Genomic DNA, 18,803 nt, shown 5'->3' on the forward strand with positions numbered 1-18,803 from the left:
GCGTGCTCACAAACGGTTTTCGGCCCGGTGCAGCACGGCCCGCACCGGCCCGTCGGGGTGGACGGTCAGCCGGTAGCCGGCCTCGGTGGGCTGCTCCCGGATCTCCGGCCGGAACGCGGGGAGCACTTCCTCCAGCAGCAGCGTCATCTCCCGGACCGCGAACTGGGCGCCGATGCAGGCGCGCGGGCCGAGGCCGAACGGGAAGTAGCTGCCGGGCGCGGGGCGGCGTTCGGCGGCCAGGAAGCGCTGCGGACGGAACGTCTCCGGGTCGGGCCAGACCTCCGGGTCGCGGTGGGTCAGGTAGGGGCAGAGCAGCACCGTCGCCCCGGCGGGAACGAGGTGCCCGCCGACGGCGCCGGTCTCGGCGGCGTGCCGGGGCATCAGCCAGGCGACGGGGTAGAGCCGCAGCGTCTCGTCGATCAGCGCGCGGATCGCGGCCGCCCGCTCGGCGGAGCCCGCCGGGCCGGCCGACAGCGCCAGGTCGCGCTGCTCGGGGTGGGCGTCGAGCAGCAGGAACAGCCAGCCGAGGGTGGTGGCGGTGGTCTCGTAGCCGGCCACCATCAGGGTGAGCAGTTCGTCGCGGACCAACGTCTCGTCGTAGTCGGGCAGTTCGCGGGCGGCGCGGAGCAGCACCCCGATCAGGGTGGGCTCGTCGGCCTGCCGGGCGAGCGCGATGGCGTGCTCGGCGGCGCGGTCGGCGTCGGCGACGGCCCGGCTGAAGTCGGCGTCGCTCTCGCCGGTGGCGGGCGCGAACGCGGGGATGGCGGCGAGGCTGTCCCCGGCGGCGACCAGCTGCCGGTAGGTGGGCTCGTCCAGCGGCCGGGCGGTGAGCGAGCGCCAGATCACGTCGAGCGAGAAGTACCGCAGGTCGGCGTCGAGTTCGCGCACCTCGCCGGTGTCCGCGGCGGCCCGCCAGCGGTCGGCGACGGCCGCGACGGCGGCGCGCAGCTGCGGCTCGTAGGCACGGATCCCGCGCACGGTGAACTGCGGTTGCAGCAGCTTGCGTTGACGCCGCCAGGGCTCGCCGGCGGCGCACAGCAGGCCGTCGCCGAGCAGCACCTTCGCGCGGTGGCCGTGCTTGACGTACGTGTCGGGGTGGCGGGCCAGCACGTGCTGGACCTCCTCGGCCCCGGTGACCAGCACCACCTGCCGGTCCCCGATCCGGAACCCGGCGACCGGGCCGAGCCGCTGAGCGGCCGTCAGCAGGTCGACCAGCCGCCCGCCGTCGGCCCGCCAGCGGACCAGTTCCTCGGCGTCGAGTTCCGGAAGGGTGCTGTCCGCTGCCGTCACCATCACGTCTCTCCCCTGCCGACCCGTCCGGACGGTGCCCACCTTAACGGAGCGTGGGCGCCTCGCGCCGGTGTGCGATCAGCGAGCGTTCAGCAGCCGCGCCTCCTCCGCCGGGGTGAGGCCCTCCTTCTCGGGCACGCCGCGGGCGGCGTCCCAGGCCGCGGTGTCGGCGAGGGTCTCGGCCGGCGGACGGAGCGTCAGGCCGGCGGCCAGGGCGCGCGAGATGTCGATCCGCTCGGCGGCCGCGAACTCCGGGGCGCCGTTCCACAGCGGGACGCCCATGAACGGCTCGACGCCCTCCTTCAGCAGCGTCTCGGTGTCGACCCAGACCCCTTCGACGTCGGAGCCCACGGCGGCCTGGCAGGCGGCGAAGAACTCGCCGATCGGCATGGAGCGGCCGGTGACGATGTGGACGCCGGCGCGCTCGGCGGCGACGCAGCCGAGGATCCACGCCGCCACGTCGCGGACGTCGATGAACTGGGTGGGGGCGGCCGGGTCGCCGGGCAGCAGTACCCGGCCGCCGCGCCGGAAGCGCCGCGGCCAGTAGGCGAACCGGTCGGTCGGGTCGTGCGGGCCGACGATCAGCCCGGGGCGGACGATGCTCGCGCGCTCGCCGTACGCGTCCAGCACGATCCGCTCGCAGGCGGCCTTGTTGGCGCCGTACAGCCGGATCCGCGACAGGCCGTCGACGACCTCCAGCACCGCGCCGTCCTCGTCCTGGACGGTGGACAGGTCGGCGAACACCGAGATCGTGGAGACGAACACGTACCGGCCGACCCGGTCGCCGAGTGCGTCCACCGAGCGCCGCACCACCTCGGGCAGGTAGCCCGCGACGTCGATCACCGCGTCCCAGCGGCGTCCGTCGAGCGCGGACAGGTCCTCGGTGCGGTCCCCGATCAGCGTCTCGACGCCGGCGTCGGCGAACAGCCCGGGGTCGGTCAGGCCGCGGTTGAACATCGTGACCCGGTAGCCGTCGGCCAGCGCGGCTTCGACCACGGCCCGGCCGACGAACCGGGTGCCGCCCAGGACGAGCAGGCTGGGGCGGTCGGCGGAAGTGCTCTGCATGGTGGACAACTCCCTCTCGGTGGGGCATCGGAGCCGATCGGTGGCCATCCTCGGCGCGGAACGCCCACCAGGTCCAACAGATTGCCGAGTTGACCGGTCGCCAGGCCATGGAGACGCCCTTCGGTCACCGGCCCGTCGTGGCCCGCCGGTCGGCACGTCAATTCGGGTGCGGAGCGGGGGTGCGGCTGCTACCGTCCAGGGCATGAAGCGCGCTGCGATGCCGACGACGACGCCGGAGAGTGTCCCGGCGCGCTGACTGCTGTTCTGATCAAGCCCCGGGGCCGAGCGCCCGGGGCTTTCGCATGTGCGGCCGTGGCGGCTCGTCCCCCTTCCGGTGAGGAGACCGCCGTGTTCGACCATCGCAAGCTGGGCCGCGAGCTGGGCCTGTTCGACACCGATCCGCTGATCGGCGCGGGTCTGCCGTTCTGGCTGCCGGACGGCGCCGTGGTGCGGCAGGGCCTGGAGGACTTCGTCCGCACCCTGGAGCGGCGTGCGGGCTACCGGCACGTGTACTCGCCGGTGCTGGGCAAACGCGAGCTGTACGAGCTCTCCGGCCACTGGGCGCACTACCGGGACGACATGTTCCCGCCGCTGTCCATGGGCGAGGACGACCAGCTGGTGCTCCGTCCCAGCCTCTGTCCGCACCATGCCGTGATGTTCCGCTCCCGCTCCCGCAGCTACCGCGAACTGCCGTTTCGGATGGCCGAGTTGGGTGGCATGTACCGCTCCGAGCGGTCCGGGGTGCTGGGCGGGCTGACCAGGGTGCGGGCGATCCAGCTGAACGACGGGCACATCTTCTGCACCCTGGACCAGGTCGCCGAGGAGGCGCGCGGCGCGCTGGAGCTGATCGCGGTGGCGTACCGGGCGATGGGCATCGTGCCGTCCCGCTACCGGCTGTCACTGCCGGGCGGCGGCGGCAAGTACGTGGCCCGGCCGGAGCTGTGGGAGCGGGCGACCGCACTGCTGGTGCGGGTGCTGGACGAGCTGGGCGTGCCGTACGAGGAGGGGGTCGGCGAGGCGGCGTTCTACGGGCCGAAGATCGACGTGCAGGTGGTGGACGCCGCGGGCCGCGAGTCGACCCTGTCGACCGTGCAGGTCGACTTCCACCAGCCCGAGCAGTTCGACCTGCACTACATCGGCCCGGACGGAGCGCGGCACCGGCCGGTGATGGTGCACCGGGCGATCATCGGCAGCGTGGAGCGGGCGGTGGCGCACCTGGTCGAGCAGCACGGCGGGGCGTTCCCGGCCTGGCTGGCGCCGGTGCAGCTGGCGGTGCTGCCGCTGGGCGAGGAGCAGGAGGACGCGGCGCGCGAGCTGGCCGCCCGCTGCCTGGAGCTCGATCTGCGGGCCGAGGTGCTGGGGGCGGACCGCGGCTCGCTGGGCGCGCGGGTCCGGGACGCCCGGTTGGCCCCGTACCAGGTCGCGCTCGGGCCGCGGGAGGCCGCCGACGGCTCCCTCGCCGTGCGGCTGCGGGGCGGCCGCCGGCTCGATCCGCTGCCCGCCGCGGAGGTGCTGGAGCGGATCGCGGCGAAGGTCCGGGCGCACGCCGTCGACCTGTGGTGAGACCCGCCGGGGGTGTGGCGCGGGCCACCGCGGGAACGTGACAAGTCCCACGCCGCACCCCCGGCCCGGGGCGGGCGCCGGACGCCCCGACGCCGCCCACCACTCGCCGAAGTCCCCTTTATCCAGGGCTTATCCGCAGGTGAGGGGCCGAACGGCCCCTCGTGCGGGGGACCTTCGGCGTGGCATACTCCGGAGCCATGACCGGCATTCACGCGACCAGAGCCCTGCGGGGCGCGGTGTTCACCGCGCTCGCCGTGCCGCTGGCTGCGTTCGGCCAGGTGGTGATCACCGGCCGTGCCCTGCCGCTCACCCTGGTCGCCGTGGCCTGCGTCGCGGTCTTCCTGCTCGCGGTCCTGCTGGACGGCGCACGCCGCCGCTTCCTGCTGCTGTCCGCGGTGCTGGTGCCGGTGGAACTGCTGCTGAACACCGCCTTCAACCTCGGCCAGGACGCCTGTTCCCGGCCCGTCCACGGCGTGGACCTGCTGGTCTGCGGCGGCGACCGAGTCAGCGGCTCCGAACTCTTCGCGCAGTGGACGCACAACTCGGCGGGCACGCTGCGCCTGCTGGTGCTGGGCGTGCACCTGGCGGTCGCGCTGGCCGCCGCGGCCTGGCTCCGGCTCGCCGACGCCGCCCTCGACGGGGTCGGCGAGGCGCTGCGCACCATGGCCCGGCTGCTGCCGCGCCGCTGGCGCTCGCTGCTGCTGGCCGCCCGCCCGGCCTGCCCGGCGGCGCTGCTGCCCCGGGCCGGCGCCGAGCCCGCCCCGCGGCGTCCGCAGGACGCCGTCCACTCCCCCGCCCCGCGTCGCGGACCGCCGCAGCCGGCTTTCGCCTGCTGACGGTCCGTCACCTCGCACGACGCGTACACGGCCGTCTCCGGGCATCGCACCCTGCCCCCCTTTCTTTTCGACCCCGCACCCCGCCGGGCCGCCCGCCCCTGCTCCCGTCCGGATGGAACCACCTGACCAGGTGGGACCACCTGCCGGAGCCGGGCCGCGTCGCGCCGCCCCGGGGCGCAGAGGAGACGGATCACCATGCCCAGCACCCACAAGTCCGCCAAGACCGTCACCGCCCGCGAGCGCCTGAAGCAGGCCCAGCAGGCGGAGGCGCTGCGCGCCAAGCGTCGCCGCACCCTCACCATCGGCGTCTCGGTGGTCGCGGCCGTCGCTGTGATCGCCGGCGGCACCACCCTCGCGGTGAACGCGTCCAAGAACTCCGACTCCGGCAGCGGCGCGGTCGCCGTCCCGGCCAACGCCTCCGGCCCCGACAACACCGTGGTCGTGTACGGCAAGGCCGACGCCCCGCACACCCTGGCCGTCTACGAGGACTTCCGCTGCCCGGTCTGCGAGTCCTTCGAGACCTCGGCCGGCCCGACCGTGAAGGAACTCGCCGACCAGGGCCAGTACAAGATCGAGTACCACCTGGCCGCGTTCCTCGACAACAACCTCGGCGGCAAGGGCTCGCGCACCGCGCTGGCCGCGGCGGGCGCCGCGCTGAACGAGGGCGTCGACAAGTTCAAGGCTTTCCACGACGTGCTGTACGCGAACCAGCCGTCCGAGCGCGAGGACGCGTTCGGCGACGTCAACCACATCCTGGACCTCGCCGGCCAGGTCCCCGGCCTGAAGACCGAGGCGTTCACCAAGGCCGTCACCGAGGGCACCTACAAGGGCTGGGCCGCCAAGGTCGCGAGCGCCTTCAACAAGAGCGGCGTCTCCGGCACCCCGACGGTCAAGCTCGACGGCAAGACGCTGGACGTGATCGGCAAGGACGGCAAGGCGCTCTCCGGCGACCAGTTCGGCGCGCTGGTCAAGCAGAGCATCGGCGGGTGACCCGATGACCACGGCCCAGAGTGCCCCGGTGGGGGCGAGTCGCCGCTTCTCGTGGCTGATCCTGCTGAGCGGACTGATCGGCCTGGCCGCGTCCGCCCAGCTCACCCTGGACAAGATCCGGCTGATCGAGAACCCGGCCTACCAGCCGAACTGCAACATCAACCCGATCATCAGCTGCGGATCGGTCATGCGCACCGAGCAGGCCGAGGTCTTCGGGTTCCCCAACCCGGTCATCGGCCTGGCCGCGTTCGGAGCCCTCGCCGCCATCGGCGCGGGCCTCCTCGCAGGCGCCTCCTACCGGCGCTGGTTGTGGCTCTCCCTCCAGGGCGGCGCCCTCGCCGGCCTCGGCTTCGTCGCCTGGCTGATCCACGAGGCCCTCTACGAGATCGGCGCCCTCTGCCCGTACTGCATGGTGGTCTGGGCCGTGGTCATCACCCTCTTCTGGTCCACCACCGTCCACAACATCCGCACCGGCGTCCTCCCCGCCCCGCCCGCCCTCCGCCGCCTGGTCGCCCTCCGCCACCAGTGGCTCGTCCCGCTCACCGTCTACCTGGCGATCGCCCTGATGATCCTGACCCGCTTCTGGTACTACTGGTCGACCCTGCTCTGAGCCTGCAAGCACAACGGCCCCCACCTGCGGTTTCGCAGATGGGGGCCGTTGGCGTGTGCTCTCTGGGCCGTCTACGGGCCGTCCGGGCGGTCAGCCGAGCCGTTGTAGAGGGCGTCGACGGCCCGGCGGGTCCGGTCCGGGCTGCTCGGCATGAGGTGGGTGTAGGTCCGGAGGGTGATCGCCGCATCGGCGTGCCCCAGGTACTCGCTCAGCGCCTTGATGTTCTCGCCGGCGTCGAGCAGCACGGAGGCGTAGAAGTGCCTGAGCGCGTGCATTCCGTCGCGGGGAGCACGGGCGTAGCCCAGCCCCGGCAGCGGAATCGGAATCACGCCGCCGGCCGCCAGTGCGGGTTTCCACAACCCCACATTGAATGCCGACCGCCGAAAGGCACTTCCCGCAGCATCGGTGAAGAGAAGAAGCTTCGTGGCTTTGGGGCCCTCCCAGGTTCGCCATGGAAGCGCCACCGCAACCGGAGGAAACGCCTCGATGTGGTCCCGGAGAATGGCCGCGACCGCCGTCGGCAGGGGTACGTCACGGACCTTGTCCCCCTTCGGCGGCGCGAAGACCAGCCCCTGCCGGAGCACCTTGACCTGCGAGACGACATGCAGGGTCTGCGCCCGGAAGTCGATCGCGTCGACGGCCAGGCCCAGGATCTCCCCCTGCCGCAGCCCGCACCCTCCCCCGAGGTCCACCATCGGCCGGAACCCCGGCGGCAGCCCGGCCCGCACCGCGAAGACGCGATCCGCCGTCCACGGGACGACACGGTCCCTGCGGACCGACGGCTGCCGCACCGAACGGGAGGCACAGGGGTTCCGTGCGAGCAGGCTGTCGTCCACCGCTGCGGAGAGAATCGCCCGGGCGTCGGTGTAGATGATCCCGATGTACGACGCCGCGAGGCCGGACTCCTCCAGCCGCTTGAGCCACTCCCGAATGTGGGCGGGCTGGAATGCCCCCAGCGGGCGTGGGCCGAGGTGCGGGAGGACGTGCAGACGGAGTCGCCTCTCAGTGCCCTCCTGGGTGACGGCGTCCGTCGTCTGGGAGGCCATCCACTGGGTGGCGTACTCCTGGAACGTGGTGCGGGCGGCCTTCGGGTCGATGTACTGGCCGCGCGACATGTCGGCCGCGATGTGCGTCAGCCACTCCTCGGCGCGCCGCTTCTGGCGGTCGGGAAAGCTCTTCGACTTCTCCTTCCCGTCCGGCGCGGTGTAGCGGGCTCGGTAGCGGTTGCCCGTGCCGTAGCGGTCGGACTTGACCCGCCGCGGCTTGCCGTCGGGGCCGGGCTCGGTCTTGAACCAGCGGTCCTGGATGTGTCCGGACAAGGTCAGGCCACCTGCCGTCCCTGGGCGGCCACCCACCGCGCGACTTCAGCGGGGTCGTAGCGCAGGTGCCGGCCGACGCGGAACCCGGGCGGGCCGGTGCGCTTGCGCCGCCACTGGTAGACGGTCTCCACGGACGGGAGGTCGAACAGTTCCACCAGGTCCTCCGGCTTGAGGTACCGGGCGGGGAGCGGCGTCGTGCTCTCCTCGACGCTCTGCATCCGGCGGACGGAGCCCGGACGTTGGGGCTTGGGCATGTGCGTTCCTTCTGTGGGTGAGCGGGGAGGACCCGACCCGGACGGGGGGTGATGTGACAGGCACAGGGGTGTCACTGCGGGCTGTCACTGCTGTTCTTCCAGGTCAGGGCTTTGCGGTGACAGCGGTGACAGCTGTGACAGATACAGGTGCGGCGGAGCTGTCACACCGACTCGGGAACGAGGTACGCGCCCGTGCTGTCGGTGCTGAGCTGGCCGTCCTTGGCCATCCGGGCGCACGTCTGCCGGGTGTTGGCGTAGTCGAGGCCGGTGGCGGTGGCGATGTCCTTGGGGCGGGCGCCGGGGTGCTGGCGGACGTGCTGGAGGATCGTGGAGCGGGTGTCGCCGATGGTGTGGTCGCCGGCGGGTCCGTCGAGTAGGAGCCAACTACCGCTCTCGGGTTGGAAGCTGAGGGCGTGTTCGGCTTCGTCGACATCGCGTCCGGTGATGTGCAGGACGCCGTCGGCCTTGCCGCGGGAGCGTTTGAGGACGAGCGTGGCGTCGGCGGCGCCGGCGAGACCGTTGGTGCCGGAGACCTCGGCGAGGAAGTCGTCCGAGCCCATCTTGCGGACGTGGTGGACGAGGATCGTGGCCACCGAGTGCCGGTCGGCGACCTGCTTGGCGTACCCGATCGCGGCGTAGTCGGCGTCGTAGGCGGCAACGCCGGGCGGGGAGGTGCCGCGGACCTTGGCAAAGACGTCGATGACGACCAGGCGGGCGTCAGGGTTGCGGGTGAGCCAGTTGTCGAGGGCGTCGGCGCCGCCCTGGGGCAGCGCGGGGAACTCGGTGGCGATGGTGAGGTCCCGGGGTGCGGGGCGTCCGGCGAGGAGTTTGCCCATGCGGGTCTTCAGGCGGCGCGGGGTGTCTTCCAGGGCGAGGTAGAGCACGGGCCCGGCTTCGACGGGGACGGAGCCGAAGGCGGGTCGGCCGGCGGCGACGTCGAGGCCGAGGCCGAGGGAGAGCCAGGACTTGCCGACCTTGGGCGGTCCGGCGAGGAGGCTGACGCCCTCAGCGAAGAACCCGGGGACGGCCCAGCGGGGTTCGGGGAAGTCGGCGGCCATCAGGTCGGCCGCGTTCCACACCGTTCGGGGCCTGGGAACGGCTGCCACAGGCGTCTGAGGCGGCTCGTCCGGCTCGGGAGTGGGTTCGATGGGCCAGGGCGGTTCGTCGTCGCCAACGACCCGCAGGCGGGGCATGTGGACGCTCTCCTGGGGCTCTGTGGGACGCATCATGTCGCCACCACCCACCCGGTGCTGCCGCCCACCCTGGTCGTGGCGTGTTCCGGGATGCTCTTAGGGGTGGAGGGGGGCAGGTTCGGGGGGATCACGCGCAGGCCCCGGGGTTGTTGCGGATAGACCAGTTCAGGGCGCTGGTGACGACACCGTCCACGTACCGGGCCTGGAGTCCGGCCACTTCCCCCGCCTCCCTAAGAGCGTCCTCGACTCCGATACGGCTGAGGCGGCCGTCGGCGACGAACCGCCCGAGGGCGCGAGCGGCCCTCAGGAGAGTTTGGTTTCGGGTGCCCTCGGGGGCGTTGGCAACGGCCCTGGTCTCGTTGCGCAGGGCGGCGTCCACGTAGGCGGTGACTCGGCCGGGTCCGGCCGGCCGGACCGCGGGGGTGTAGGGACGGGGCCGGGTGGGCGGTTCGAGCAGCACCAGCAACCAAGCCGGAAGCGGTGCCGGATCGGCGTCGCACACCACCGTGTAGGGACGCCCGTTGACGATGCTGCCGGGGGCGACGACATAGCCGCCACCCGCCCGGGTGTCGATCTTCCAGCCCAGCCGCCCAACCGAGTTGCGCAGCCCGACTTCGGTGGGCGCGGCGAAGTAGAGGTGGTGCCCGCCGCTGGTCGTGGAGACGGTGAACGTGTTGGTGGGATAGGGCTGTTGGTGGTCCTCGCAGAGAGCGGCGAGGGCGTCGCGGCCGTCGGTGACGCCCCGGGGGGCAGTCTTGGGCGAGGCGCTCTCGCCGGGCTTGGGTACGTCCAAGTCGAGGACGACCAGGCGGGACGGACCGGTAGCGATGCCGATGTTGTAGGGCGCGTGGTGCCAGGCGGAGAGCAGCAACTCGGTCTGAGTGGTGGCGCGTTGTTCCCATCCTCGGTGGCCTGCCGCGCAGGGTCCGGTTCGGGGGCAGGCGCTCTCGCTGTGAAGGGCGGGGCGCTTGGTGCCTGGGGTGAGAGGGAAGGCGTACCAGCCGTGCGCGGCGGCGTCGAGGACGGCGTTCAGCAGCGAGTTTGCGGGCATGTGTGGGCTCTTCCTGTCGGTGCGGGCGGGGGTCGGCCGGGCGGGCCCGTGGGCGGGTCACGGGCCCGCCCGGGGCGGGGTCAGGCGGCCTTCAGTACCCGGCCGTTGCTGCTCGGGGTGACGGTGAGGGCGTCGGCCCAGGTGGTGCGCAGGGCGGCGCGGTCGCGGTGGTCGACGGCGGAGGAGTCGCGGCGCACGGGCATGTGGAGGCCGAGGAAGTCGTGTCCGGCGGCGACGAGCAGGGGCTTGTCAGCCCCTGCGGACCAGAGGGTGAGCGGCTCGTGCCGGTCGGCGGGGGCGTGCTGCCAGCGGGCGAGGAAGTCGGCGTTGAAGTGCGCTTCCTCGGTGAGCCGGGGTTCGGCGGCGAGCGCGTTGGCGAACAGGGGCCGCCACTTGGGGAACCGGTCGGCCCGCGGAGCGTTGGCGGAGAGGCGCAGGGAGCGGTCGCCGTCACTGACGGTCAGCCATCCGGCCGACAGGTCGGTGAATTTGGCGGGCTCGTAGCTGAGGGTGTGTTCGATGCGGCCGCGACGGCCGGTGAACAGGGCCTTGAGGGCGGTGAGGTCGGACTTGGCGATGAACGCGCGCCACGGGGCGTGGACGCTGGTCTCGGGGGCTTCGTGGCAGGTGAGGGCGAAGGTGTAGCGGTCGGTGGCGCAGGCGAGCAGGTGGGTGCCGGTGGCCTCCAGACAGATCCCGTGGAGGGTCGGCAGGGTGGCGTCGGTGCTGATGTGCGGGGCGAGGCGGCGGATGATGCCGGGCAGGTCGGTCAGGGTGACGGACACGGTGTCTCCTCCGGGTCAGAACAGGGCGTCGGGTTCGGCGGGCGGCTGTGCGGCCGTGGCGGCCTTGCGGGCGGTGGTGTGCGCGGCGTGGTGGCAGGCCGGGCACCATGCCGCGAGGCGGTTCTTGGGCAGGGCGGCGACCTGGTGGTCGGGCAGGAGCAGGTCGGCCGGGTCGGCGGGCGCGGCGATGAGCCGGACCTGTCCGCCGGCGTGGGTGCGGTGGGTGCCGTGCTCGCGCTCGCAGCGGCCTTCGTGCTTGGCGTGGGATTTGCCGCACGCGCCGCGGCACTGGCAGCGGCCGGAGGCGGCGGCCATGACGGCCTGCCACAGTCCGGTGTCGCCGAGCGGGGCGAGCCGGGCCGGGGCGCTCACGGGGTCCATCCGGTGGTGAGTTCCTGGCCGGTGATGGCCTCGGTCAGGGCGGAGACGAGGAGTTCGGCGACGTTGCTGGTGACGGCGTTGCCGAACTGGCGGACCTTCTCGCGCTTGTTGCCGACGACCACGTAGTCGGGCCGGAAGGTCATCGCCGCGCCGATCTCGTGCGGCTCCAGCATCCGGAACAGCACGTCGTCGACGTCCGCCGCGCTGTGGCCGCCGGCAGCGAGTCCGTAGCGGTCGCGGGTGGTCAGGGTGCCCACCGGTTCGCCGACCGAGCGCGCGGTGCCGTTGCGGTAGTACGGCGTCAGCAGCGCCGACCAGTCCACCGGCCCGGCGGCCGGGGGCAGGGTCAGGCCGTGGTGGTTGCCGGAGGCCGTCACGGTCGCGAGCGCGTCCAGGACGGGGCGGGCGTCGGAGGAACCGCCGCGCAGTTCGGCGATGAACGGCAGCCATGCCAGGCCCGTTTCGTTGCGGGCGGTCTGGGTGCGCATCGGCTCGCCCGCGTGTCCGGCGGCCTTGCCGTCGCGTCCCTCGGTCGGGACCAGCAGCGGCGGTACCGCCACCCCGTCGTTCTCGCGGGTGGTGCGGGTGGGCGCGGGGTCGGTGAGCGGGGTGGCTTCGGTGCGCCAGGTGCCGCCGGCCGGGGTGAGCAGTGGTGTGCCGTACTTGCGGATCCCGGCGCGGATGCGCTCGACGGTGGCCGCCGCGTAGGGGGTGAAGGTGCGGGTGGGTTTGCCGTCGCCGATCCGGCGGCCGGGCAGCGACCAGTCGATGATGCTCGCGGCCGGGACGACCGGGGGCTCCACGACCTGGTTGCGGCAGGCCACGTGGGGGCAGCGGTAGACGTACTGCTGCCGGTAGCGGCCCATGTCGGCGCCGGGCTTCTTGAAGACCTGCACGGCCCGCACCCACTGCCCGCACCCGTCGCACCAGGCCCGGGGGCGCAGCCACTTGTCCCAGTCCGGGGTGCGGCCCAAGTCCTTGCGCCAGTAGGCGAGGTAGAGGCGGTCGCGGGACTGCGGGGCGACCGGGGTGGTGGCGGGGCGGGCGTGCATGGAGTTCAGCGCGATCAGGCGGGTGGCGTAGCCGAGGTCGCGGATGTCCTGCACCCATCGGGTCCACAGGTCCCATGCGCGGACGTCGATGACGTTCTCCACAACGCCGGCGAGGACCGGCTTGCCGCGGGCGGCCATGGCCTCCAGGTAGCGGGGCACGTCCCACATCAAGGCGCGGGAGCGATCGGTGGCGGCGTCGGGCAGGGTCTCGCCGAACAGGTCGGGCTGCCGGTCGAAGTCCCGCTTCACGCCTCGGGCGTTGGACCACTTCGGGCACTCCGGGGAGGCCCAGAACAGGTCGGCGGCCGGGAAGCGGGCGACGTCGGCGTCGTGCAGGTCGCCGAGGAAGTGGTCCGCGTCCGGGAAGTTCGCCGAGTGCGAGGCGATGGCCTTGTCCCAATGGTTGGCGGCCAGCACCGGCCGCACATCCGGAACCCGCTTCGCGCCCGCGCTGGAGCCGCCTGCGCCGCAGAAGAAGTCGATGTAGGTCAGCGTCACCGCGCGCCCCCCGCCAGGAGGTTCGCCACCGCGCCACCGAGGCTGTCGTTGGCGTACTCGACGAGGGAGTTGACGACCTGCTTGGCCTCGTGGGTCATCCGAGGCCCGGGCCGAGCGGTGCTCGGGTCTACGAGCAGCCTGCCGGAGACGGGCCGGACCAGCTCCGCGGTGACCAGCAGCGCGGTCCGATCGAGCTGCTCCGGCTCGATCAGCCGGGCGAACCGGTCCTCGGTCCACGGCGAGCGATACGCGGCCCAGTCGGCGGGCCGCCCGGCGGGTCGGTGGGCGAGCGCCTGGTGGCGAACCGGGACGGCGAGGCGCAGCAGCAGGCTGCTGCCGTCGTCCTCGGCGGAGACGACTGTGAGGCTGGCGAGGTCGGGGCGAATGCGGACGTAGCCGGGGGCCATGACGGGGCTGGTGGCGATACGCCACGCGGCGGCCGCGAAGGCGGCCGGGCTCAGGGGCTGGCCGTCGTCGTGCAGGTGGCGGGCATTGAGGGCGAGGTAGGAGCCGTATCGGGAGCGGCCGTCGCTGGCGCGCTCCTTGTCGTCGATGAGGGCGAGCGTGCGGGTGGTGAACTCGGGCATGCTGGTCTTCCTGGTTCGTCTCGTGCGGGCTGGGATGGGCCCCGCAGCGGCCGCCTCTCTGCCAGGATCCGGAGGCTGCTGCGGGGCTTTGTGATGCCGAACGGGCTGTTAGAAGGGCGGTTCTCCGCCAAAGCCGGCGGGGGCGCTGCCCGCCGGGGCGGGTGCGGCGGTGGACCACGGGTCGGCGGCCAGGGCGGGGGTGTTGGCGCGCTGGGCGCGGGTGACCTTGGCGGTGGCGAAGCGCAGCGAGGGGCCGATGTCGTCGAGGTCGAGGCCGAGCATGGAGCGGTTCTCGCCCTGGTCGGTCTGCCAGTTGTGCTGGACAAGGCGGCCGGTGGCGACCACACGCATGCCCTTGGTGAGGGACTCGGCGGCGTGCTCGGCGATCTCGCGCCAAGCGGTGGCGCGGAGGAACAGTGCAGTGCCGTCGCGCCACTGCCCGGTGGTCTTGTCGTAGGTGCGCGGGGTCGAGGCGATGGTGAACTTCGCGAGGGCGACGCCGGCGGGGGTGAAGCGCAGTTCGGGGTCGTCGGTCAGGTTGCCGACGACGGTGATCGGGGTCTCTCCCACGGACACAGTGGCCTCCAGGGCGCTCAGGGTGTCGGGAGCGGGCTGTCCGTCCCCCGCACCGCCCAACGCCCGTCACAGAGACGGGGGTTGGGCGGAACGGCGGTCGACACAGACCGGGTTCAGCCGCAACTGAGCAGGCGCTCGATGCGGTAGGCCTCGTCCTCGTCGCGGTCCACGGAGGCGTCGTGGTCGGCGAGCCAGCGGCGGTCGCGGTGCTCGATGCCCAGGGCGTGGCGGGTGCGGGCCAGGGCGTTCGCGGCGATGCTCGGGCGGCCCATCTGGACGGCGTGGACCAGTTCGTGGACCAGGACGGTGTGGAGCTGATCCGGGTCGCGGACGGCGGCGATGTGCAGCAGGACCAGGGCGCCGCCGTCGTGGGTGGGGACGGTCATGCCCTGGGCTTCGCGGGCGGCGCGGCGGTGCAGGGTGTTGACCAGGGTGGTGCGCCACAGGCCGGCGCTGGCGTCGGCGGCGGCGAGGACGGCGGGGCCGAACTCGGAGGGGTGGGCGAGGCGAACCGTGGTGGGCGGCATCGCCTCGCCCATGTGGCGCTGCACGGTGCGGGCGGCGTCGGGCAGCAGGCGGGCGACCTTGCGGCGCAGGAAGTACGGCCCCTCGGGGGACAGAAAAACTTTCTCGGACAAGGGAGTTGGTCCTTTCCTGTCGGTGTCGGGCGCGGTTCGGGGCGGGTTCAGGCGCGTTCGATCTCGGAGTTGAAGAACCAGTAGGACTGGTCGTTGCCGGAGTCGAGGCCGGCGACGGTGACGCCGTCGGGGCCGGGAGTGCGGACCTGGCCGACCTGGCCGGTGAAGTCGCGGGAGCCGTTCTCGGCGTACTCATCGCGGGCGATGCGGACGGTGTCGCCCTTCTTGAACAGGGGCATTTCCAACTCCTTTGTGGATTGCGGGATTTCAGGCGTGGGCGCGGGCGGCGGCGATGTCGAGGGCGCGGTGGACCTGGGTCGCGGTGCGGCCGGGCTGGTCGTTCCACTGGTCGACGGAGCGGATGGCGGGATCCTGGGCGACGAAGTGCTCCATGAGCTGGCGGCGGGCGCGCATCACGGTGTCGGGGGTGCCGTATCCGGCTTCCAGGACGGCGAGTTGGGCGCCGAGGATGCAGCGGCGGCCGGCCGCGTCCCACAGTGCGCCCTGGCACCAGCCGTGGACGGTCAGGTAGCGGGAGAGCAGGCGCAGGTGGGTGGCGGTGTCGATCGGGACGGGGGCGGCCGGGCGGCGCAGCAGTCGGTCGGTGAGGGTGGGCTGGGGGCGGGTCATGCCGAGGTCCCAGGTGATCGGGGCCTGGCCGAGGGTGCTGATGGCGGGGGCGGGGATCAGGCGGGCTCGGGGCTGGGTGGCGAGGTAGCGCTCGATCTCGCGGACGAGTTCGGCGCCGTCGGCCACGAACGCGAGGTCGGGCAGGCCGAGCAGGGCGGCGGTGCGGGTTGCGGGCATGGGTGGTTCCTCCGTTCGCGGCGGGCTGGCGGGGTGGCCGGGTCAGCGGGTGTGGCGGGCGAGCGTGCCGAGGAGTTCGGGGCGGTTGGCGGAGCCGAGGTAGTGGCCGGCGGCGGTCCACAGGTGCCACCACTGGCCGGGGTGGGCGGTGCTGGCGGTGTGGGCGACAGTGAGGCCGGAGAGGGTGAACACGTCGAGGACGAGATCCTGTGCGGGGTCGGGTTCGGCGGTGCGGGCCGCGGCGGGCATGGCGGGCTCCTTCTCGGTCAGTGCAGGGCGGTGAGGGTGCGGAAGAGACTGACGACGGCGTCGTTGACGGCGGGGGCGATGCCGGTGGAGGCGAGGTAGAAGCCGAACAGCGCGGCGACGGCGGCGACGGAGAAGGTGACGGCGCGGAAGCGGAGCATCAGCGCCAGGACGATGCCGAACAGCGCGGCGGCGGAGATCGTGAACACCACGGGCGAACTCCCCTCCCAAGGGGTGACTTTGGCGTGGATTGTCTGTTTCCGGCGGCCTGACGGGCCCCTACCGGGCGTGGAAAGCCGCAGGTCACAGGGGTGACGAATCGCGCCGGGCCCCTGACCGGCCCTACCGGGAATCGACTCCGCCGGCGGGGCCCGTCAGGGCGGGCGACACAGGCCGCAGGGCTGTGACCTGCGGGTTCGTGCGGGCGTCAGGGGCCGGTCACGGCTGTGAATCGGGGCAAAAGGGGTGTCAGGCGGCGTTGTCGAGTGCGGTGTTTGCGCCCTTGAGGGCCTGGAGGGTGTAGCCGTTGGGGCGGGTTCCGTCGGCGACGGTGAGGCGGACCTGGGGCACGTCGGCGCCGAGGTCGGCGAGGTCGGCGCGCAGGGCCTTGCCCGCCCGGGACATCCACACGGGTTCGGTCTCGCCGTCCTGGCGGGCGTAGCGGGCGGGGTCGATGCGGGCGAGGTGGGTGAGGGCTTCGGCGTTGGTGAGTTGGCCCCGTCCGGTCTGCTCGGCGGCGGCGAGCAGGTGGTCGAGGACGGTGCGGCGGATGACGGAGCCGAGGCCGTCTGGTCCGCCGGCGGCCGCCGAGACGCCGGTGTCGCGGGCCATGGCCACCTCGACGGGGTCGTCGTAGTGGCCGGGCAGGCACCCGGCCTCGGTGCGCAGGGCGATGCCGCGCTCGATCAGCGGCAGGATCTCCCCGGCGGACTCGTCGATGAACAGCGAGCGGACCTCGATGACCCCGGTGTCGGGGGTGGTCAGCCACGCGCGGCCGCGGCTGGTCTTCTCGATCGGGATCTTCGAGGCGTCGTAGCCCTGGCCGACCATGCCGTCGCCGAGGACGACGTTGGAGGCGCCCGGGGATTCGACGCGCATGGCCATGCGGGCGGCAAGGTTGCCGCGCAGGCGCGGGGTGACGATCTCCGCCTCGGGGTACTGCGTGGCCAGCGCCAGGACGATGCCGACTGCGGCTCCGACGGCGGCGATCTGGGCGAGGAGTTCGGTGATCTCCTCCGCGTACTTGCCCGAGGGGCCCTTGGAAGCGGTGTAGGTGGCGAGTTCGTCGACGATGACCAGCTCGATGCCGCCGAGCTTGTCGATCAGTTTCTCGTTCGCCTTCGACAGCCCCGCCTCGACCAGGATCTCGGTGCGGCGGTTCATCTCGTCGACCATCAGCCGCAGGAACTGCACCAAGCGCTTCGGGTTGCGGCGCACGAACGTCGCCAGCGCCGCGGCGTGGGGCACGTACTCGCCGGCACCCTTGCCGTCGAACAGCCGGATCCGCACCCGGGGGTCGAGCATCGCGGCGGCCAGCAGGTTCGCCAGTCCCATGCCCTTCCCGGAGCGGGTCGCCCCGGCGAACAGGAACGAGTAGTCCGACAGGGTCGGCCGCAGCACGTTGCCGCGCTTGTCGAACGCGAGCGGGAAGCCGTCGCGCCAGGTGTTCACGGACTTGGCGTTCGAGGCGACCAGCGGGTTGCGGCGGGTGGCGAGGAACGGGTCCTGGCCGCACGCCCAGATCGCCATCCGCCGCCCGTTGGAGCCGACCTGGCGGATGTCCAGGTTGGTGCGGTCGATGCCCATCGCCGCGGCGATCTCGTCCGCCCGGTCGCGCGCCTTCTTCACCGTGACGTCCGGCAGGTCGATGACCGCGTGCCAGGCGTTCGGCACCGCCGGGTCGATCGCGCACGGGGTGACCATCGTCAGGCGCTGGTTCTCGCCGATGACCTTCGCGGCCTTGAACGCCCGGTCCAGCATCGACTCCGTCAGCGGATCGCCGTCCGACAGTGCGCGGGTGTCGGCGTCCCACACCGTCTCCCGGTCCGGCTGCCGTCCCAGGAACGCCTCCACCGCCAGCGTCACACCGAGGCCCAGCAGCAGGCCGGCCGCCCCGAGGGCGACGTAGGCGGCCAGCACCGCGGCGAGCGGCAGGCCGAACGCGACCAGCGCCCGCACGAACCGCACCCGGCGCCGGTTCGACTTGGCCTTCTTGTGCGCGGCCACCGCCGCCATCGCGACCGCCAGCGCGGCCTCGGACTGCTTCTGCGCCAGCGCCCGGTCACCGGGCATCAGCGTGAACCGGGCCCGCCGGGCCAGGTCGCGGGCCTCGCGGGTGGCGATGTGCGCCTGGTGGCCGGCGGCCTGCACATGCGCGCCCTCGAACCCGGCCGTCCACTGCGCGGAGCGCCGGATCCCGCGCCAGGACTGGGCGGCGTGGCCGCGGTGGGTGCGCTGCCGCGCAAGCCATCGCCGCGCGGCCCGACGGGCCTGGGTCGAGCGGGCCCGGGCCATCGTCCGCCGCCCGTCCTTCGTCCGGATCCACTGCGGCAGCAAAGGCCGGTCCCCGGCCAGATCTTCGCGCCGACTCGCGGCCACAACCTGCGGCACCTCAGCCACCGACTCCGGGCCGGACACGGAGTCGGCGAGGTAGACGGAGTCGGCGGCGATGGTGGGGCCCGGGTCGCCCTCAGGCTCGGGCTCGGGAGCGGGCTTGGCGAACCGGTCAGGGAAGGGCAGCACCTCGGCCTCGCTGGTGCTCTCCGGGCCGTCGGGCTGGGCGTCGTCGTCCCCGCCCGAGGTGTGTTCGTCGTGGTTCACTGATGTTCCTTCCTCACTGTTCGGGTGGGTTGGGCCCGGGGCGGCCGGTCAGCTTGCCGGCGGAGACGGCCGCCCCGGGGAGAAGTCAGGCCCGGCGGTCGCCGGTCAGGCGGAGCGCGTCCATGAGGATCTGCGCGTGGTCGAACGCCAGGCCCTCCGAGTCGTGCAGGAGGTCGACGATCGGGACCCAGCGGGCGCGGGCGGCGTCGTCACCGGCGCGGACCTGGGTGCCGGCCGCGACA

At 73.0% G+C, this 18,803-nt stretch carries 21 protein-coding genes; 4 read left to right on the forward strand and 17 right to left on the reverse strand.

The genetic code is table 11. From position 1 onward, the window contains the following. Window positions 1-6: 6 nt before the first annotated feature. Together IEZ12_RS10965 and IEZ12_RS10970 are read right to left on the reverse strand one after the other, a co-directional pair. Window positions 7-1,293 (reverse strand): cytochrome P450, encoded by a 1,287-nt coding sequence (locus IEZ12_RS10965; protein ID WP_189271832.1) that lies wholly within the window; start codon window positions 1,291-1,293, stop codon window positions 7-9. Window positions 1,294-1,368: 75 nt separating this feature from the next. After that, on the reverse strand, window positions 1,369-2,355 hold the full coding sequence (locus IEZ12_RS10970) for an NAD-dependent epimerase/dehydratase family protein (RefSeq protein ID WP_189271833.1): 987 nt from the start codon (window positions 2,353-2,355) through the stop codon (window positions 1,369-1,371). Between the two features lie 348 nt (window positions 2,356-2,703). Between IEZ12_RS10970 and thrS the strand changes: the two genes are divergently transcribed. The 4 genes from thrS to IEZ12_RS10990 all read left to right on the forward strand — a co-directional run bounded on the left by thrS (window position 2,704) and on the right by IEZ12_RS10990 (window position 6,354). After that, window positions 2,704-3,918, forward strand: a complete 1,215-nt coding sequence (gene thrS / locus IEZ12_RS10975; RefSeq protein WP_189271834.1) for a threonine--tRNA ligase — start codon at window positions 2,704-2,706, stop codon at window positions 3,916-3,918. Window positions 3,919-4,115: 197 nt separating this feature from the next. After that, a complete protein-coding gene (locus IEZ12_RS10980) occupies window positions 4,116-4,754 on the forward strand; it encodes a hypothetical protein (RefSeq protein WP_189271835.1) in 639 nt (212 codons plus the stop codon). A gap of 195 nt (window positions 4,755-4,949) precedes the next feature. Continuing rightward, a complete protein-coding gene (locus tag IEZ12_RS10985; RefSeq protein WP_189271836.1) occupies window positions 4,950-5,744 on the forward strand; it encodes a DsbA family protein in 795 nt (264 codons plus the stop codon). 4 nt (window positions 5,745-5,748) lie between these two features. Further along, window positions 5,749-6,354, forward strand: a complete 606-nt coding sequence (locus IEZ12_RS10990) for a vitamin K epoxide reductase family protein (protein WP_189271837.1) — start codon at window positions 5,749-5,751, stop codon at window positions 6,352-6,354. A gap of 71 nt (window positions 6,355-6,425) precedes the next feature. Here the strand turns inward: IEZ12_RS10990 and IEZ12_RS10995 are convergent, their stop codons facing one another. The 15 genes from IEZ12_RS10995 to IEZ12_RS11065 all read right to left on the reverse strand — a co-directional run bounded on the left by IEZ12_RS10995 (window position 6,426) and on the right by IEZ12_RS11065 (window position 18,561). Further along, window positions 6,426-7,673 carry a tyrosine-type recombinase/integrase gene (locus IEZ12_RS10995; RefSeq protein ID WP_189271838.1) on the reverse strand — a complete coding sequence of 416 codons (1,248 nt, stop codon included), beginning with the start codon at window positions 7,671-7,673 and terminating at the stop codon, window positions 6,426-6,428. Window positions 7,674-7,675: 2 nt separating this feature from the next. Further along, the gene (locus tag IEZ12_RS11000; protein ID WP_189271879.1) at window positions 7,676-7,891 is read right to left on the reverse strand and encodes a helix-turn-helix domain-containing protein; all 216 of its coding nucleotides are present in this window, start codon (window positions 7,889-7,891) and stop codon (window positions 7,676-7,678) included. Window positions 7,892-8,088: 197 nt separating this feature from the next. Further along, on the reverse strand, window positions 8,089-9,006 hold the full coding sequence (locus tag IEZ12_RS11005) for an AAA family ATPase (protein WP_229847421.1): 918 nt from the start codon (window positions 9,004-9,006) through the stop codon (window positions 8,089-8,091). A 241-nt stretch (window positions 9,007-9,247) separates the two neighbouring features. Beyond that, window positions 9,248-10,171 carry a bifunctional DNA primase/polymerase gene (locus tag IEZ12_RS11010; RefSeq protein ID WP_189271839.1) on the reverse strand — a complete coding sequence of 308 codons (924 nt, stop codon included), beginning with the start codon at window positions 10,169-10,171 and terminating at the stop codon, window positions 9,248-9,250. An 80-nt stretch (window positions 10,172-10,251) separates the two neighbouring features. Further along, the gene (locus IEZ12_RS11015; protein ID WP_189271840.1) at window positions 10,252-10,956 is read right to left on the reverse strand and encodes a hypothetical protein; all 705 of its coding nucleotides are present in this window, start codon (window positions 10,954-10,956) and stop codon (window positions 10,252-10,254) included. A gap of 15 nt (window positions 10,957-10,971) precedes the next feature. Further along, entirely contained in the window at window positions 10,972-11,337 is a 366-nt protein-coding gene (locus IEZ12_RS11020; RefSeq protein ID WP_189271841.1) for a hypothetical protein, read from the reverse strand. After that, on the reverse strand, window positions 11,325-12,887 hold the full coding sequence (locus IEZ12_RS11025) for a DNA cytosine methyltransferase (RefSeq protein ID WP_189271842.1): 1,563 nt from the start codon (window positions 12,885-12,887) through the stop codon (window positions 11,325-11,327). Before IEZ12_RS11025 ends, IEZ12_RS11020 begins: the two co-directional genes overlap by 13 nt. Further along, window positions 12,884-13,474, reverse strand: a complete 591-nt coding sequence (locus IEZ12_RS11030; protein ID WP_189271843.1) for a hypothetical protein — start codon at window positions 13,472-13,474, stop codon at window positions 12,884-12,886. The genes IEZ12_RS11025 and IEZ12_RS11030 overlap by 4 nt, the downstream gene beginning before the upstream one ends. 108 nt (window positions 13,475-13,582) lie before the next feature. Then, window positions 13,583-14,050: a single-stranded DNA-binding protein gene (locus IEZ12_RS11035; protein ID WP_189271844.1), complete on the reverse strand. Its 468-nt coding sequence runs from the start codon at window positions 14,048-14,050 to the stop codon at window positions 13,583-13,585. Between the two features lie 113 nt (window positions 14,051-14,163). Further along, entirely contained in the window at window positions 14,164-14,688 is a 525-nt protein-coding gene (locus tag IEZ12_RS11040) for a hypothetical protein (RefSeq protein ID WP_189271845.1), read from the reverse strand. 47 nt (window positions 14,689-14,735) lie between these two features. Then, window positions 14,736-14,927, reverse strand: a complete 192-nt coding sequence (locus IEZ12_RS11045; RefSeq protein WP_189271846.1) for a hypothetical protein — start codon at window positions 14,925-14,927, stop codon at window positions 14,736-14,738. A 28-nt stretch (window positions 14,928-14,955) separates the two neighbouring features. Further along, a complete protein-coding gene (locus IEZ12_RS11050) occupies window positions 14,956-15,495 on the reverse strand; it encodes a DUF6197 family protein (RefSeq protein ID WP_189271847.1) in 540 nt (179 codons plus the stop codon). 42 nt (window positions 15,496-15,537) lie between these two features. Beyond that, complete coding sequence (locus tag IEZ12_RS11055) at window positions 15,538-15,744, reverse strand: hypothetical protein (RefSeq protein WP_189271848.1); 207 nt, start codon at window positions 15,742-15,744, stop codon at window positions 15,538-15,540. Window positions 15,745-15,761: 17 nt separating this feature from the next. Next, complete coding sequence (locus IEZ12_RS11060) at window positions 15,762-15,953, reverse strand: hypothetical protein (protein WP_189271849.1); 192 nt, start codon at window positions 15,951-15,953, stop codon at window positions 15,762-15,764. Between the two features lie 256 nt (window positions 15,954-16,209). Next, on the reverse strand, window positions 16,210-18,561 hold the full coding sequence (locus IEZ12_RS11065) for an FtsK/SpoIIIE domain-containing protein (protein WP_189271850.1): 2,352 nt from the start codon (window positions 18,559-18,561) through the stop codon (window positions 16,210-16,212). Window positions 18,562-18,803: the final 242 nt, after the last annotated feature.

The sequence above is a fragment of the Kitasatospora griseola genome (genome assembly GCF_014648555.1).
Classification (GTDB): Bacteria; Actinomycetota; Actinomycetes; order Streptomycetales; family Streptomycetaceae; genus Kitasatospora; species Kitasatospora griseola.